Annotated in this window: 18 protein-coding genes and 1 tRNA gene; 7 read left to right on the top strand and 12 right to left on the bottom strand. The window is 48.2% G+C overall.

Features of this window, described 5'->3' with window-relative positions:
- Positions 1 to 28 precede the first annotated feature (28 nt).
- The 4 genes from LX98_RS01065 to LX98_RS01050 all read right to left on the bottom strand — a co-directional run bounded on the left by LX98_RS01065 (position 29) and on the right by LX98_RS01050 (position 3,485).
- The gene (locus LX98_RS01065) at positions 29 to 595 is read right to left on the bottom strand and encodes a hypothetical protein (protein ID WP_496427145.1); all 567 of its coding nucleotides are present in this window, start codon (positions 593 to 595) and stop codon (positions 29 to 31) included.
- A 226-nt stretch (positions 596 to 821) separates the two neighbouring features.
- A complete protein-coding gene (locus LX98_RS01060) occupies positions 822 to 1,025 on the bottom strand; it encodes a hypothetical protein (RefSeq protein WP_496427144.1) in 204 nt (67 codons plus the stop codon).
- Positions 1,026 to 1,713: 688 nt separating this feature from the next.
- Positions 1,714 to 2,505 (bottom strand): MBL fold metallo-hydrolase, encoded by a 792-nt coding sequence (locus tag LX98_RS01055; RefSeq protein WP_496427143.1) that lies wholly within the window; start codon positions 2,503 to 2,505, stop codon positions 1,714 to 1,716.
- 287 nt (positions 2,506 to 2,792) lie between these two features.
- Positions 2,793 to 3,485, bottom strand: coding sequence for a cyclic nucleotide-binding domain-containing protein (locus LX98_RS01050; protein ID WP_496427142.1), 693 nt, complete (start codon positions 3,483 to 3,485; stop codon positions 2,793 to 2,795).
- 492 nt (positions 3,486 to 3,977) lie between these two features.
- On the opposite strand from LX98_RS01050, the gene LX98_RS01045 reads away from it, so the two are divergent.
- The 3 genes from LX98_RS01045 (at position 3,978) to LX98_RS01035 (ending at position 6,209) form a co-directional block, all read left to right on the top strand.
- Complete coding sequence (locus LX98_RS01045; RefSeq protein WP_496427141.1) at positions 3,978 to 5,174, top strand: outer membrane protein transport protein; 1,197 nt, start codon at positions 3,978 to 3,980, stop codon at positions 5,172 to 5,174.
- Positions 5,175 to 5,360: 186 nt separating this feature from the next.
- On the top strand, positions 5,361 to 5,954 hold the full coding sequence (gene idi, locus LX98_RS01040) for an isopentenyl-diphosphate Delta-isomerase (RefSeq protein WP_496427140.1): 594 nt from the start codon (positions 5,361 to 5,363) through the stop codon (positions 5,952 to 5,954).
- A gap of 3 nt (positions 5,955 to 5,957) precedes the next feature.
- Complete coding sequence (locus tag LX98_RS01035) at positions 5,958 to 6,209, top strand: hypothetical protein (protein WP_496430552.1); 252 nt, start codon at positions 5,958 to 5,960, stop codon at positions 6,207 to 6,209.
- Between the two features lie 298 nt (positions 6,210 to 6,507).
- On the opposite strand, the gene LX98_RS01030 is transcribed toward LX98_RS01035, so the two are convergent.
- From LX98_RS01030 to LX98_RS00995, 8 genes are all read right to left on the bottom strand, one after another.
- A tRNA-Asn gene (locus tag LX98_RS01030) sits at positions 6,508 to 6,583 on the bottom strand.
- 104 nt (positions 6,584 to 6,687) lie between these two features.
- Positions 6,688 to 6,951, bottom strand: coding sequence for a hypothetical protein (locus tag LX98_RS01025; protein ID WP_312644692.1), 264 nt, complete (start codon positions 6,949 to 6,951; stop codon positions 6,688 to 6,690).
- 116 nt (positions 6,952 to 7,067) lie between these two features.
- The gene (locus LX98_RS01020; RefSeq protein ID WP_312644694.1) at positions 7,068 to 7,346 is read right to left on the bottom strand and encodes a pyruvate ferredoxin oxidoreductase; all 279 of its coding nucleotides are present in this window, start codon (positions 7,344 to 7,346) and stop codon (positions 7,068 to 7,070) included.
- 36 nt (positions 7,347 to 7,382) lie between these two features.
- Positions 7,383 to 8,087: a 2-oxoacid:acceptor oxidoreductase family protein gene (locus tag LX98_RS01015; protein WP_496427139.1), complete on the bottom strand. Its 705-nt coding sequence runs from the start codon at positions 8,085 to 8,087 to the stop codon at positions 7,383 to 7,385.
- A gap of 29 nt (positions 8,088 to 8,116) precedes the next feature.
- Positions 8,117 to 9,025, bottom strand: a complete 909-nt coding sequence (locus LX98_RS01010; protein ID WP_312644699.1) for a thiamine pyrophosphate-dependent enzyme — start codon at positions 9,023 to 9,025, stop codon at positions 8,117 to 8,119.
- A 67-nt stretch (positions 9,026 to 9,092) separates the two neighbouring features.
- A complete protein-coding gene (locus LX98_RS01005) occupies positions 9,093 to 10,304 on the bottom strand; it encodes a transketolase C-terminal domain-containing protein (protein WP_496427138.1) in 1,212 nt (403 codons plus the stop codon).
- A gap of 142 nt (positions 10,305 to 10,446) precedes the next feature.
- Entirely contained in the window at positions 10,447 to 11,073 is a 627-nt protein-coding gene (locus LX98_RS01000; RefSeq protein ID WP_442432042.1) for a carbon monoxide dehydrogenase beta subunit family protein, read from the bottom strand.
- Positions 11,074 to 11,443: 370 nt separating this feature from the next.
- Positions 11,444 to 11,923 carry a hypothetical protein gene (locus LX98_RS00995; RefSeq protein WP_496427137.1) on the bottom strand — a complete coding sequence of 160 codons (480 nt, stop codon included), beginning with the start codon at positions 11,921 to 11,923 and terminating at the stop codon, positions 11,444 to 11,446.
- A gap of 109 nt (positions 11,924 to 12,032) precedes the next feature.
- Here LX98_RS00995 and LX98_RS00990 point away from each other — a divergent pair, with 109 nt between their 5' ends.
- From LX98_RS00990 to hslV, 4 genes are all read left to right on the top strand, one after another.
- Positions 12,033 to 12,857: an inositol monophosphatase family protein gene (locus LX98_RS00990; protein ID WP_496427136.1), complete on the top strand. Its 825-nt coding sequence runs from the start codon at positions 12,033 to 12,035 to the stop codon at positions 12,855 to 12,857.
- 79 nt (positions 12,858 to 12,936) lie between these two features.
- On the top strand, positions 12,937 to 14,253 hold the full coding sequence (trmFO, locus tag LX98_RS00985) for a methylenetetrahydrofolate--tRNA-(uracil(54)-C(5))-methyltransferase (FADH(2)-oxidizing) TrmFO (RefSeq protein WP_496427135.1): 1,317 nt from the start codon (positions 12,937 to 12,939) through the stop codon (positions 14,251 to 14,253).
- On the top strand, positions 14,253 to 15,200 hold the full coding sequence (locus tag LX98_RS00980) for a tyrosine recombinase (protein ID WP_496427134.1): 948 nt from the start codon (positions 14,253 to 14,255) through the stop codon (positions 15,198 to 15,200). The genes trmFO and LX98_RS00980 overlap by 1 nt, the downstream gene beginning before the upstream one ends.
- Positions 15,197 to 15,733 carry an ATP-dependent protease subunit HslV gene (gene hslV / locus LX98_RS00975; protein WP_496427133.1) on the top strand — a complete coding sequence of 179 codons (537 nt, stop codon included), beginning with the start codon at positions 15,197 to 15,199 and terminating at the stop codon, positions 15,731 to 15,733. The genes LX98_RS00980 and hslV overlap by 4 nt, the downstream gene beginning before the upstream one ends.

The following is a 15,733-nucleotide window of genomic DNA, read 5'->3' as shown; positions in this document are numbered from 1 at the left end:
GACCATCACCGGATATGACAACATGTGGTTACACCAGCGCTTGTCCTCTTGCTGAAACGACCGATTCCCACCCGGTGAGAGAAAACGTTTTCTCATCCCTGGCCGCCACACCCTTTCCATCAAGGATGATGATTTCCGGTTGAGTGTCTCTGATCCGAATCAAACCTCCCGTTTCCTCTGCACCTGCCTTGAGAAATGAGGTGCTTATCTCTATCGCGCGAATGGCACGGATGAAAACATCGGTGGCACTTTCAATGAGGACGACCGGAACTGTCTGTTCTTTTTGAATTCCTCCCAGCGTGATGGTGGTGTTTTGATTCAACCGGAGTACCGCTCGATTGGCGAGGGCGATATCCGCCCGGCTTCCGTCACCTACCCGAACGCGATCCCCGGCACAGAAGATATCGTGGAGACTCACCGGCTGCCACTGCTCGACATTCACGCGGCGCACCTCCACTCTGCCCTGAACGGACACGACCGTCGCCACAACCGGATTACATTCCGCAGCCGATGTGATCGGCGTGGTAAGCCCGACAGCCAAGAAGCTGATGCACAGGAGCCAGGGGGAACAGACAGGGCCCGCGTGCTTGGTCATATTTCACCCATGTTTAGTGTATGGAGAAGACGGATTCTGTGTTCTCGTCTTTCGATCTGTTGGTAAGCGGAAACCGGGGAATTTGGGTTAAGAATATCCATACAGTATTTCACTCCTCTTTTTCTCAGTTTTCCTAGCAATGATCCCGGGGCTTGAATTCGGAGGCTTAGACGACACGAGGCGTCGAATGACGCGAGGGGAGAAAGCGTACGAAGGTTAGAGTTCGTTACAGGTTCAGGGTCCTGCCATTTGGATCTCCTTCTTTTTTTCTGACATTTCGTGCCGTCAAATCTTTGCTCTCCACACCGCGCCCTTTGTGGTTTTTGACATCTTCGACTTCATCCACCCATTGTTCCCATGCTTTAAGAATACCTTTAAAGAGACGGATGATCTGTCGGTTAAAGATGACGGTTTCTTGTTGCATGGGCATGTTCCTTCTCTCACATTTCTGCGCAACGGGTCATCGAATCGTTCCTATGCCTCAACAACTTGACGAATCCTGTTTTATAAAATCTGAGACTAGTGAGGAGGAGGGAGCATCCGTGTATGGCACCTTCTACCTACCTCACCTACCTCCGAATCCGATTCCTTTCGTCATGAATTCCTTGGCGACAGCAAAGAACCAAATCCAGAGAAGCGGGTTCATAAGAAGAGACGATTGCGTGTTTAGAAACACGAGCCGCAGCTATTCTCTCTGAATATGTCGCCACACCTACAAGTCTTTCTCATGGATTGTGAGATCGTGCCATGGAGATAATTGAGACTCATGGTTTTTGTGATTTTGATCACGTTAGTGGTCATTGAGGCAACTTCAATACCATCCGTATGTTAGGTGGCCTTACGGATTTTCCTGAAGATAACCAATTGGCTGAAAACAGATATTTTCGTTTTCAAAACATTTCAACTGTTGTTAGGCCATTTTAGGCACAACGGAAGAGTATCCATTTGGATACATAGTTTATCTATTTAGATACATGTCTGGGTTGCCGACAGTGGCTGAGCAAGAGCAGATTTTGAAGATTTTACCGGCCCATAGTGGGACTATGGGCCAGGGAAGCGGGGAAATATGGACCGCTTAGGCACTTTTGCAGCCGATTCACCCGAAGTCCAACAGGCTCCTAGAATTTCACTTCCTGGCCCTCTTTCAATATCGTGACGTGAGGGATGTCCAGATGGCTTATTTCATCAATGATTTGGTCTCGTACGGTAGGCTTCATATGGTAGACATATAAGGGGAGATCAGGTTTCCCGATTTTTCGATATTCGTGGGCTAAAAGAGTTGGCGTGAGATGTTTACTTCGAGAGGCCATATCTTTCATTGAATCGGGAAAGGATACCTCAATAAAGACTCCTTTTAAGTTTGGTATTCGGGCCGCCTCTTGCCAAAGGTTTTCCGTCACATAGGTATCTCCACTATAAATCCAGGCCACCTCGTCATCCTGAATAATAAACCCTGCTGTTTCGACGGTATGGTTAACGGGAATGGGGGTTACTCTAATTCTTCCAGGCAAGCGCCATTCCCGTTTGGGCTCTAACTTCTCGCCACGTAACATGGAGTATTGAGATTCTGGTAGATGGAAGAAATTCGGAAATACCAAATCGTTAAAAACATGCTTCTGAAGTCCAACTAAAACCGAGGGTAAACTTGCCACCACGATTTGATGATCCACCCGCCCGGACATATTATCGACAAGTGGGGGAATGCCTTTGACGTGATCTAAATGCAAGTGGGAAAGGAGAATATGGGTGATCCGCTTTTGCTCCTCTAAGGTAAGTCCTGAAGCTAATGTTCCAGCGTCTACCATCAGTTCTTCATTAACCAAAAACCCTACGCTCCGACAAATATGCTGACTGGTCGGTCCATTCAAGAGCAGATCAGACCCATGGGCTCCCAATACCCGAATGTTCACAAAAAATCCCTTGAATGACAGCAATGATCCATACCCTTGCCTTCCTAGTCTGCCATATTCAAAAAATGCAGGGATGAGCGAGCAAGTTCAAGTCATGGAATCCTAGGGGGTAACCACCTCTCCGATGGGAAAGACAATCCGAGAATCTTTTCTAGTGTTTAATGTATCCCATTCCAGGCCTCCTGTCTGTGATATTCATCACATTCTTGGTGTGATTCTCCTCACACTTCGTCAACGCCGTATTTCCTTTGAATCTATCAATAGCACCAAACCAAAATTGTTGGGTTTTATTCCCATAATCTATTGATATAAATCGTCTTCCGGGTAACCGAAAGACTTCCGTTTTCTTTGAGAGCCTTAAGGGTCCGACTCAATGTTTCCCTAGAGCATCCTACCATGTTGGCTAATTCCTGGAAGGATGGACGATTGGATATCAATAGTTTCCCATGAGTCTGAACTCCATCCTGAAACTCTGCTAAATCAAGAAGACAGCGACCCACACGCCCATACATATCAAACATCACGAGACTGCGAACTTGTTCGCTGACTTTTCGCAATCGTTGGGAAAGGTTTTTGAGAATTTTCATCGCAATGTCTGGATGGTGCCTTAAAAGTTCCGTCAATGCCTTCCGCCCCAATAAAAAAAATTCACTCGGCTCCACCGTTATCACTGATGCGGATCGAGGAGCCGATTCCAGGATGGCCATCTCACCGAAGAAGTTCCCTGGACCTAAATGCGAGAGGATAAATTCCTGCCCGTTTTTCCCGGTTAACAGCACCTTAACTTTGCCTGACAAAATAATGAACAACACTTCGCCTGAATCGCCTTCTTGGAATATGACATTTTTGTCAGGGAACTTTTGACGACTCCCAGAAGCGGTCAACAGATTGAGTTCCTGATCCGTTAATTCGGAAAAGAGTGGGACATTTTTAATCGCTTGTTTGTACATCACCATGACAGGAAATTTTCTGGGAGTCATTCTTCCCTTGGATTGAGAAGGGATTAGCTCTACTTCGAAAAAAAAACACAATAATTCTGGCATTAGCCCATTTCAAAATTTCAAATGGAGGCATCATGCAAAAATATTTCAATAAAGACAACACTCTTGTACATGGCGACCACTATCCACTGAGCCTCCAGGCATACACGCCTGCTCGATCAAACCGGTGAAAATTGCCGGAAAGCGAGGACAAAGCCTTCATTCAGCAAAGTCTTCATTACATGATTGATCGAACCTCCTAATTGCCCTTGGCCCTGGAAAAACGACCCTTGAGACCGAGGAGCCGAAAAAAGGAAAGAGCCCAAGTGAAAGCCCACTCACGAAACCCTAAAAGAATCGTCTCTTACGCGGGTTTTCTGGCAAGTGCCCTTCTTTTGGCCGCGCAGGGGGTTGCGTACGGTGAGGGATTTCGACTTCCATACCAGGGCACCGCCGCGGCTGGTCAAGCGGAGGCCTTTATCGCCCAGGCTGATGATGCGTCGGCCTTATTACAATCCCGCAGGTCTTACCCAGGTGAGAGGCGTTCAGGCCTATTTTGGCGCAAATTTCATTACCGGGAAATTCGAATATACCAGTCCAACGGGCCAACATGTCGATGGTGATCTCCGGCAACCTGTGGTCATGCCGCCCCCAGGTCACATTTATTTGACTGCAAACCTTGAGGACTTGGGCTACACGGCCCTCGGGCCTCTCGTAGTGGGAATCGGTTTGAACTCCCCATACGGGCTCGGGTCAAAATGGCCCGATGACGCTCCGTTTTCGAGCGTCGTAACGGAAGCAACCGTCCCTCTCTTAGATATTAAACCTACCCTGGCTTATAAGATTCATGACATGGTTTCTCTCGGAGCCGGGATGGATATTTATACATTTGCGAAATTCATTGGTGAAGGACAGGCTGAACTAAAAACTCAAGCGACCGAAATCAATGGAACCGATACGGCCGTCGGATTCAATGTGAGTGCACTCTTGACTCCCTTACGAAATAACGCGGGGGAACCTCTCGTGAATCTGGGAATAGTTTATAGGCATCAGGCAACGCTTCATCTGAAGGGAGATTTTCTCGTGAACGGCAAAAAGGTGGACAATGCCGAGACGAAATTACCACTTCCATGGGTTCTGAGCGCCGGGCTCGCAGTATGGCCGATTCGGGACAAGGCTCGAGCCTGGAAAGTAGAAGTTGACGTGGATTATGTCGGATGGAGTCAATTTAAGAGTTTAGATATACATCTTTCCAACGGGCCAAACATCTCACAACCCGCGAATTGGGAGAACACGTTCACGTTCAGCGCCGGCACCGAATACAAATGGCTCAAGCTCACCTCGCTCCCCAATTGGGAGATTTCGGTCCGCGGAGGCTATCAACGCTCTAATTATGCGAACCCAGCTCGCACTTACACCCCTGCCATTCCTGATTCCAATTGGAACATCTTTGCGACCGGGCTCGGATTGAGGTGCAAACGGGGGTCACACTTCCTGGGGTTCATCAGTTGCGGAGATCCCAACCCTGCCTCGGGCTACTTGGAAGCCATTGTTTTGGATCTTGCGTTTCAATGGGCTCCCTGGGAGTCCCGCACGATCGCTGGAAATGAAATTAGCCCCACCATCAATGGTAAGTACAAAACGACCGACTGGTATATCGGATCGTTCAGTATCGGTCTGATCTTTTAAGGGACATAGCAATATTCTGCACACCACCAGTATATGAAGTGTGTTAGCGTTGACTACGGCTAAATTCTTTCATAGAGCAGTCGGTGTGAATCTAATTGTATTGTTGTGGAATGCCTTGCAATTGTCTAAGCTCATGAGGAGAATCGACACTAAACTCATTTGGAAATGGGAAATAACGGATACCACATGAACGTCAAGGAAGTTGGACCAAGACAAATGACATTTTCCCAATCAGACATGTTAATACTTGTCGATAAAAACGATGAAGTCATCGGCTTTCAGGAGAAAGAGGCCTGTCATGATGGCGACGGCCAATTGCACCGTGCCTTCTCCGTGTTCCTCTTTGACCAAAGTGGAAGGCTTCTTTTGCAAAAACGCAGCCACCACAAGCGCCTTTGGGGGGATTTCTGGTCAAACAGCTGCTGTAGCCATCCGCGCCCGCATGAGAACACCCTCGACGCCGCCGAAAAACGCGTTCGTGAGGAATTAGGCCTCGATTCGTGCCTGCACTTTCTCTTCAAGTTCGAATATCGTGCCCGCTACGATGGACGTGGTTCAGAGCACGAACTTTGCTATGTCTACGCCGGTCTCTTAGCCGGAGAGCCGAAGATAAATGAGTTCGAGGTGGGGGCCTGGCGGATGATCTGCGCACAGTCGCTCGACCGAGAGCTCGTTGAAAAGCCAGATGCCTTTACACCATGGCTCAAGTCGGAATGGCCGCGTCTGCGAGGTAGTTACTGGAGCGTCGTAAAAGGTCTCTTGTCCCTGGAAAATGGCTAACCAATAGCAACGATCAAGGAAGCTTTTAAGGTTTCCAATATCATTGAGATCCTATCGGGTGGCTACACTCAAATGGCGCTGGATCTCAATCTTGTGGCGTTGATTGGTAATTCTGGATTAGGCCAAATTGCTATGACCTGTTTAGATCTCAAAGCAAAGGTTAGTCAGGGGAGCTTCGTTGGGATTTCACCAAAAATCAAAGGTATGCTGGACCGACATGGACTCTCAGATCTTCTTGCCGCTGCAAAAATCTAGGAGATTTCCCTCTTCGGAGGTATCAACACTACCATTCCGTTAGATCCCTTTTGGTCAAGTCTGGAAACCGACTCATGTAGACCAATGAAATTTTCACTGATTCACAGACTCCTACAATGGGTTGATAGCCAAGCTTGTCTATGCAGCGCCAGGATGGGGATGACGTTCTGCCCCCTACACCACTGATGGGATTCCGAATTAAGACTGGTCAGCAAAGCAGGGTTAGAATACGGGAGGGAGGTGCCAAGCAAAACACGCGATACACAAATGGCGGTCTAATCATGGAGCCCATGGAAGTTGGCTCCTCGGGCAGGACTCGAACCTGCGACCATTCGGTTAACAGCCGAACGCTCTACCAACTGAGCTACCGAGGAACGAATATTTATTTATTGCGAATATTCTCTTCTGAAAGGTGATCATAGCGTGACCGCAGGATTTCTTCAAGAACCGATGAACCCTTTTAAGGGATTTTTATAAATTAGAACTGAAAATCGGCAGAATCCTCTTCACCCTCATCCGCCTCCGACGCACCACCCTCGGATAACTTCACATAGTGGCGGGCCCAGGATAAATATATATTGGCGCTGTCTTTCATCGCATCGGTACCTTTGATAAGTTTACCGACAACTTCCTGATCTCCCCCACTGATTTCAATCTCTCGTGCTTTGGTTTCTAACGCATGATGAAAATTTTCCATCTGTTCCGTCAACGTCCGCACTTGTTGATTTAAATCGGTACTCATTTAATCTTACCCCTACATCCTGTGCATCCATTAATGGATGACGGTTCGGCAAACAAATAAAAAAGCCCTACGACCAATCACAATACGGAGATCGTAGGGCTTTTCGTCTTTTTGAATTATCCCTGATAGGCTTGACCCAACTCCGCAGCTTCTCCAGCCTTATCCATTAAGGTCCCATCTGAATTTACGGCGACCATTTCAATCGCTTCGTGTTTAGCGGCGTCACATACGACTTTACACAGCTCACAACCCTTGCACCGCTCTATATGCACTTCGGCTATCATTTTGTCCGAATTAAGATCCAGACAATTGGCTTCCGGACAATACATGATACAGAGCCGACAGCCTTTTTTCGCCACACATTTCTCATCTGTCACTTGGGCAACATTATACATCTATCTATCTCTTTCCTTCGCTGAGGTTCTCGGTATTTATGCGGCCGTGGCTTCTCCGACCATCAATTCCACGTGATTTTTCTCGGCCCATTCGGCTGCTATTTCATAGGATCGGGCTACCGTATCGAGATTCTTTTTTAACAACATTTCTTTTTTCGCAAACTTCTTCTTGATGGCCTCGTCCAGGGTTGCCGTACCACCGGAGGCCACGAATTTTTTCCCGAAGCGTTCCTGTAAAGCCAGGTCCAATCCATTCATGGATACACACTTCGTGATTCCGGCTACCGAACCAATCATGGTCATGTTTGTCGCCAATTCAGTCCCGGCAATTTCTAAGGCAATATTCGTCCCTGGTATATTAAAGACCGCTACATTCAGGTCTTTGAGTCGTTTCACGTCTTCATCGGACAAGAGAGGCATGTCAGTATTGATGATCACAAGCCCACCCTCTTTAATCCCTGAATAAAATGGCATCGTGTAACTCTTACCCATCGTAATGACCTGAGGGTGAAATACTTGAATCACATCAGGGAACACAAGCTCGCCCCGATCGTAAATTTTCCTCAGTCCTATTCGACAGTAACTCTCGGCTGGCGCCATGCGTTTTTCCGCTCCAAAGAATGGGTTTGAAATAGCAAACTTCCCATCTTTGGATGCCGCCATAGCCATGACATGAGCCGCAGTCACGGCACCCTGCCCTCCCAGACCTGACATTCGGATATTGATTCGACGTATAATCATGGATTAGCTCCTCTCACCTGTCTCTACGTTTATGCCGTTTGGCCGGCGAGTTGCTTTTTGGCTTCAGCTTTTCGTTCTTTTTCCTTCGCAGCCAATTCGGCCAATAATTCCTTAGCCGGTTCGCTTACATACTCTTTATAGGCAAACCGTTCCGTTGGCTTTTCAGAATCACGCATTTCCTGCAAACCTTCCATACTGTTTTTCCCAATTTCCAGGATGCAGGGCGTATACAACTGGAGGTAAGTCGGTCCAATTTCCCGCGCAATGTGCACAGCATTTTTAATCACTTTTTCAATGAGATTTGGTTTGCTGACCGTGCAATTCACCACATAGTGGCAGCCGGACTCCCTGGCAATTTCTGGAAGGCGGACTTTTTCAAAGGTTTTGCCTACCGGGGCCATCTTGGCAACAAAACCCTTTTGCATAAGCCCACTCTCTTGACCACCTGTATTGGCATACAGCTCGTTATCGAAACAAATGGTGGTAAATTTTTCCTGGCGGAACCAGGCCTGCAAGGTCATGTCTAAACCAATATCCACCGTAGCCCCGTCTCCTGCTAACACCACGACATCTTTATGACGATCAGGAAAACGAACCGTCAAGGCCCGTTTTAACCCTGACGCAATAGCATTTTGATTGCCGAACAATGAATGAATATTGTGGACCGCCACATGTGGAAATACCAAGCTGGTACATCCGGTTGAGCCCACCATGACAGTATCCTCTGGATTCGGCAAAGAGGCGAGGATATAGCGAAATGCCATGGACTCCGGACATCCGGCGCAAAGAGAGTGCTCTTCAATGAGTTCCTTGGCGTTACCGATATCTTTCCATCCTCGTTGTTCATTACCATACGTCGCCCGTTTAACCAGATCCTGGTACTCAGCGGGCATGATGTCAAACAACTCCTCTGCGATTTTTATTCGTTCTTTACTCATGAGTTTCTCCTTATAATCGTGATCTGCTTGAAAGCCATACTTTCACCGGGTGCTTACCGTTGTTGCATCAACCCCCACGCCCAGCCAACGAGGGTGCCTTGACTCCTAATACAGTTTTGATTTCTGCGGCGATGATTTCAGGCGGCATAGTCATTCCGCCACACACATGGGGACCCGCATGAACCCGTTCATTATTCGGAACCGTTGCGCTCACTTCACGGGCTAACCATCCAATAACATTAAATTCAGGAACAATAATGTGCTTGGCATGCTTGGTGGCCTCCCTGATCTCCTCTCCAGGCCATGGCCGCAAGGTTTTAACCTTCACCAGACCGACCCTAATCCCTTCCTCTTCCAATATCGCGATGGCTTCCCGGCTTTGCGAAACCGCGGTTCCAGAGGCCACCACAATCACTTCAGCATCCGTATTTTCGGTGTCGATTAAGCCATCCATCCAACGGATGGTGTGCTTCCTCGACCGCTCAACAGCGGCCCATACTTCCTGCTGCCAGCTCGCATGGGTAGCATAACTAATATAGTTACTTTTCATTACAAAAGGATCTCGCATCATGCGAACAGGAGGACATTCCATATCCATACACGGAACCGGTGACCGATAGGGATCGTACGGTGGTAAGCACATGTCCACGGGAGTCAGATCTACCATATCTTTCGTATGGGTCACAAAAAAGCCATCGCAGCACAAGGCCAGTGGCAAATGGACATCAGGTTCTTCCGATACCATGTAGCCCTTGAGGATCCAGTCATAAAAATCTTGGGCGGTCTCCGCATGCCACACCAGCATGCCCGTTTGCATTAAATATGAAATTTCTAGAGTATCCGGCTGAATGGAAAGGGGAGAGTTGATACCCCGACAGGTCACAATCATCTGAATAGGTAACCGTGCTCCAGCCCACATAGGAAAGTTTTCCATAGCACGCATGGTGCCTGGTCCGGCCGTAGTGGTAAATACTCTGGCGCCACCAAAAGCGGCTCCTGCGCATTGAGACATGACGGCAAATTCGCTTTCCCCTCGGAAGTAATCACCAATATAGCCTTCGGCAAAGAGCTCCCCGCACAAGGCAGCAGCTTCACTTTGAGGGGTAATGGGATACGCGACCATTATGTCACAGGAGGCACGCCGTACGGCTTCCTTTATGACTTCACTCCCTGTAAAGAAAGACGGTGTTCTTGGCGCCTCATTCATCATGTGCCAAGGATCGGTATACACCTGCTCTTTTTTGTTTTTTTGTCCTATGAAAGAAGCTTGAGCGGCCATGATTTTGACCTCCTTTGTCTGCTTCAGGGTGAAAGACTTCCGATTTTCTTAAACGACAATATCAAAATTCATAGATGAAAGTTTCTCAAAACAGGTCATTCATCTCCCATCTCTTTGTATGTATGATGAAAACTCAGAACAATTACACTGAATTTTTCGCTGGAGGGGCGACAGATCCCTTCAATTTCTTCACCCAATCCGCCAATCTGATTATCTTATCGGCTGTCGCATCACGAACGGATACCATCGCATCTTCATGACCAGCTTGAGCACACATGGCAATGGTGTAGCAGTTCGTCCCACCACGAATAATCTTGAGAGAAAGATTGGCCTGATGGCAATGAACGCCCACAAACATGCAGGCATCAATTTTGTTATGCCAGATAGTCAAATTTGGGTGGTTTGGATTTATTTCGATTTCAGGATTAATTTTAGGATATTTCGGTCTATAGTCCGGCATTGGAATCAACATGGCATGTTGGCAAGAGGAATCCACGCATTCTTTGATGGTTTCATACAAATGACGGATTGCTTTGGCCTTTTTGGCGGCCTTGTCATTCCATGCCCACAAAACCAATGGTCCAGGAAAGATGGTGGGCACCTTTGCCGAAAGAAACTGCCTGGCCGCCTCCTCCAATGCTTCCTCTTCGGAAACAATGCTACCATGGATATGCCCTTGTCCTGGATCGGGAAGCCTAATCCCCATTGAGGCCGCAGACGGTGGCAAAAAATGTTCGGGGCCTGGCATTACCCTATAAGAAGTTGTCATCTTACCCTCATGTCTCCATTAAAAAAAATTGGACAAATACTAACCGCTTCACCTTCTTACTGTAAGAAGGGAATAAACAAATCTCAAGATCGAAAAAGACCCACCTGTCCAAAATATTGGACTTTTTGAGAATATATCTATGAGTCTTTTGCCCTATTAATCAAAATTTTCCTAAATAACCTAGCCTAGTATAAGAAGGCGCTATAAATATTGTCAATTTGAATATTGTTGATATCAGACGGGAAAATAGATTTTTTAGGGGTGAGAGTCCTGAGAGTCCCATGACTGTCAACTCGTTCATTGGTTTGAAAAAGAAAAGATCCAGTACGAAAAAGGAGGAGAGAGAAAACCGACGGCAGGCAAATCCTGGCTATCTGGCTCTGACTTCCAAAATAGCATACTGCCACCTCGCTTCTCCAATTATTTTTGGAATCGTGGGAAAAGGTATGGTTAGAGAAAAATCTCTCGCCTGGTTCGGAGGAATTTCCAAAGAGATCTCTGCGGCCTCTTGCCCAACGATTTCGCATTCTTTCACATGGCAGTCCTCAATCGTAGCCTGGATAGTTACTGATAGTATGGTAAAGATTTGATCTGAATTTTCAAGCCTCCCGGTCAGCACAAACGACCGGGAGTTCAGTCCGGGTCGAACCTCCATGTGAGAAAGTTGGGTCTGGCTGGGAGGAATCCGCTGAAATTCCAACTCCCGTTCCTGAGTATCCTGCCAAATAATGAACCCGATAACTCCAAACATGACCATCAGGACCATCCCCAGAACGCGACGCAATTTTGGCAAATACGTCGCCATGAAAATCATGATTAATATCAACAGAATAATGGCAATAGGCAGCATAATTTTTTCAGGCAGCGGGTGGGAGAAAAATTCTTATTTCTCTCTACTCCTCTTAATCTCCTCTTAATCTTATCGGTTTCCTGAATCCCTTCTTTCACTGGAGAAAGCAATGCCAGATTTTTCTCATGAACTTGAAATCGCCTCTCACCTGGCCCGGAGGGCAGGGCAGGTTATCATGAATATCTATCAACATGATTTTGCGGTCATGTACAAAGGCATCGACGATCCCGTCACCAAGGCCGACCAACAAGCCAATGCCCTTATCGTAGATGAATTACGCACCCATTTCCCACAGGATTCCATTGTGGCGGAGGAAAGCCCCCTCCCCTCCAAATCTTTGACGACAGGCCGAGTCTGGTACATAGACCCCCTGGATGGAACGAAAGAGTTTATTGCACGCAACGGGGAGTTTTCTATCATGATCGGACTGACTATTGATGCTCGCAGCAAACTTGGCGTTGTCTACTGGCCTACCCGTGACCACCTCTATGCCGGCCTGACGGATCAGACAGCCTGGATGGAACACAATGGGGCCCGCCAAAAACTCTCAGCTCTCGTATCCCAAAGCCTCACTAACATTTCGCTAGTCACCTCTCGATCCCATCGATCCCCCGTTCTTTCTATCATTCAACAATCATTGCCCATCCATAATGAACAACCGTTAGGAAGCGTGGGACTGAAAATTGGCCAGATTGCCCAAGGAAAAGCTGACCTCTACCTTGAACCGAGTCCGTATACCAAGGCATGGGATGCCTGTGCGCCCGAAGCCATTTTGCGAGGAGCCGGCGGGTGTTTTACCGATATCCACGGGAAACCCATCCAATATGGAGTCAATAATTTTCGCAATCTTCATGGGTTGGTCGGAAGTACTCCAGACATTCATCAACGTGTCATTCAAGCCTTGACGGGTCGGTGTGACTCGTGTGAAGGTTGACACCTTTTTCCGGCAATTCTTAGAATTCGTTCCTTAATACTTTCTCAGCGGCTTTGGCCACTATCACTCTCACACAATCATGAGAACAGACCTTGTTATTATCGGAGGCGGCCTGGCCGGATCGGAAGCGGCTTGGCAGGCGGCCAACTCTGGAGCCAGAGTGACCCTGTATGAAATGCGGCCTAAGGAAGAAACAGCCGCACATAAGACGGAACATCTGGCCGAGATTGTCTGCTCAAACTCTTTGGGGTCGAATGATCCTCTCAGTGCTCCTGGAATGTTGAAAGAGGAAATGCGGCAATTGCACTCCTTGATCATCCGAGTTGCCGACGAGGTGCGGATCCCTGCAGGAACGGCATTAGCGGTGGATAGAGACCAATTTGCCTCCAAGGTGACCCGGGCATTAGCCGAACACCCGAATATCAAAATTCTTCGAGAAGAGATTCATGAAATTCCCGAGGATGCGCTGTGCATAATTGCCACCGGCCCCTTGACCTCACCGAAACTGTCTGAGGCAATCATCCAGTTCACCCAATCGAAAAACCTTTTTTTCTTCGACGCCATCTCACCAATCGTGGATGCGGATTCACTCAACACAGACCGGACGTTTATGGCATCACGATATGAAAAGGGAACGGCGGATTACGTGAATTGTCCTATGGATGAAGAAACTTACAACGCCTTCTTTAACGCGTTGATCGAAGCTGAACGCGTCCAGCCAAAGTCCTTCGAGAACGTGCCGTATTTTGAAGGGTGTCTCCCGATTGAGGTCATGGCCGACCGTGGTCGCCAAACCCTATTGTTTGGTCCCCTCAAGCCTGTGGGGTTAATTGATCCCAAAACCGGCCAACGGCCCTATGCTGTGTTACAATTACGTCCAGAAAACGCTCATGGATCCTGCTATAATCTGGTAGGGTTTCAAACCAAACTCACCTACCCGGAACAACGCCGAATCTTCAGAATGATCCCTGGCTTGGAGCAGGCTGAATTTTTACGATGTGGAAGCATCCATCGAAATACGTATATTAATGCACCAATCCTCTTACAAAACACCTTGCAGGTGAAAAAACAGCCACGCATCTTTTTTGCCGGACAATTGGTTGGGGTAGAAGGTTATGTGGAAGCTGCGGCCAGTGGAGGGATAGCCGGAATCAATGCCGCTCGCATCCTATCAGGGCGTGCTCCGGTCACCCCACCGCCCTCTACCGCCCATGGAGCACTGCTCCATTACATTACGACTTGTGAGCCAAAGTACTTTCAACCAATTAACTCAAACTTTGGGCTATACCCGCCACTTGATACACCGGTGCGAGACAAACAGAAAAAACGACAACTCATCCAAGAACGGGCCACTACCCATTTCAAAGCATGGATGACGCAATCCGAGCTTTCGTAATGTACCTTCAATTGGAACGGGGAGTTTCGCCTGAAACACGCCGAAGTTATCAGTCCGACCTCAAGCAATTCATGGCGCACATTCGACACACCCTTTCCGGGAACGATTTTTCAGAGCCTGGTGTCATTGACTCACTCCATATTCGATCCTATCTCAAGAGCCTCAGCGATCAAGGGTTAAAAAAAACATCCCTTGCCAGAAAACTGGCATGCCTCAAAAGCTTTTTTCGTTTTTTAGTTGAAGACGGACGGATTTCGCGTAATCCAGCATCCACGGTTCGTTCGCCTCGACATGGGACACGTCTTCCCACCGTCCTCACCAAAGACGAAGCCAACACCCTATTAGACTCGTCAGCATCCCGGCAATGGATTGAATTGAGAAACCACGCCATTCTAGAAACTTTGTATGCAAGCGGGGCTCGGGTATCAGAATTAGTCGGGTTAAATTGGGCGGATGTGGATCTAGAAACCCGATCGATCCGACTGCGGGGAAAAGGGAAAAAAGAGCGGATGGTGCCTATTGGCACAGTCGCTGCTGATGCCATCTTGGAATATCAACGTCATCCGCCCCACAAGAACAAGATTGTACAAACCGGAACACCGGCCCCACGGGTGCCTTACTCAGGATCGCAACCTCTTTTTCTCAATGCCCGAGGAGGACGGTTGACCGCTCGAAGCGTGGAACGCATGATGAAGCAAGAGACCGAACACCGTTTCACTAAGACGGTCACTCCCCATACCCTGCGCCATTCCTTTGCCACCCACCTCCTTGATGAAGGAGCGGACCTGCGGGCCATCCAGGAACTCTTGGGCCATGCCTCGCTCGCCACAACCCAAAAATACACCCATGTGGCAACTGATCAACTCATGGCCGTTTATGACCGGGCACACCCCCGATCCGGCTCTTCTCACTCCATACCCCCAGAAGGAGACCCTCTGAAACAATGAAGATTCGATCCACGACGATTTTGTGCGTACGCAAGGGGCCTACAGTGGCTATGGGCTGTGATGGCCAAGTCACCGTCGGCAGCACCATTATGAAGAGTAACGCCAAGAAACTCCGGAAAATGCATCAAGACAAGGTACTGACTGGCTTTGCCGGGGCCACCGCGGATGCGTTTACCTTATTTGAAAAATTTGACGCAAAGCTGGAAGAATATCGAGGGAATCTGACCCGAGCCGCCGTTGAACTGGCGAAGGATTGGCGAACCGACCGGGTCCTTCGACGATTAGAAGCACTGTTAGCGGTGGCCGACCGCGAGCATTCATTTCTTATTACCGGCACAGGTGATGTGGTCGAACCGGAAGACGGGATTTTGGCCATTGGATCAGGAGGACCATACGCGTTATCAGCTGCTCGTGCCCTCCTGGCTCACACCCAACTCCAACCGTCACAGGTTGTCGAACAAAGCATGCAAATCGCGGCCGGAATCGACATTTATACCAACCATCACATTGTTATCGAGGAGTTATCGTCATAA

The organism is Nitrospira marina (genome assembly GCF_059568365.1).
Note: the sequence above shows the minus strand (reverse complement) of the source record. Positions and strands in the feature narration are given on the sequence as shown.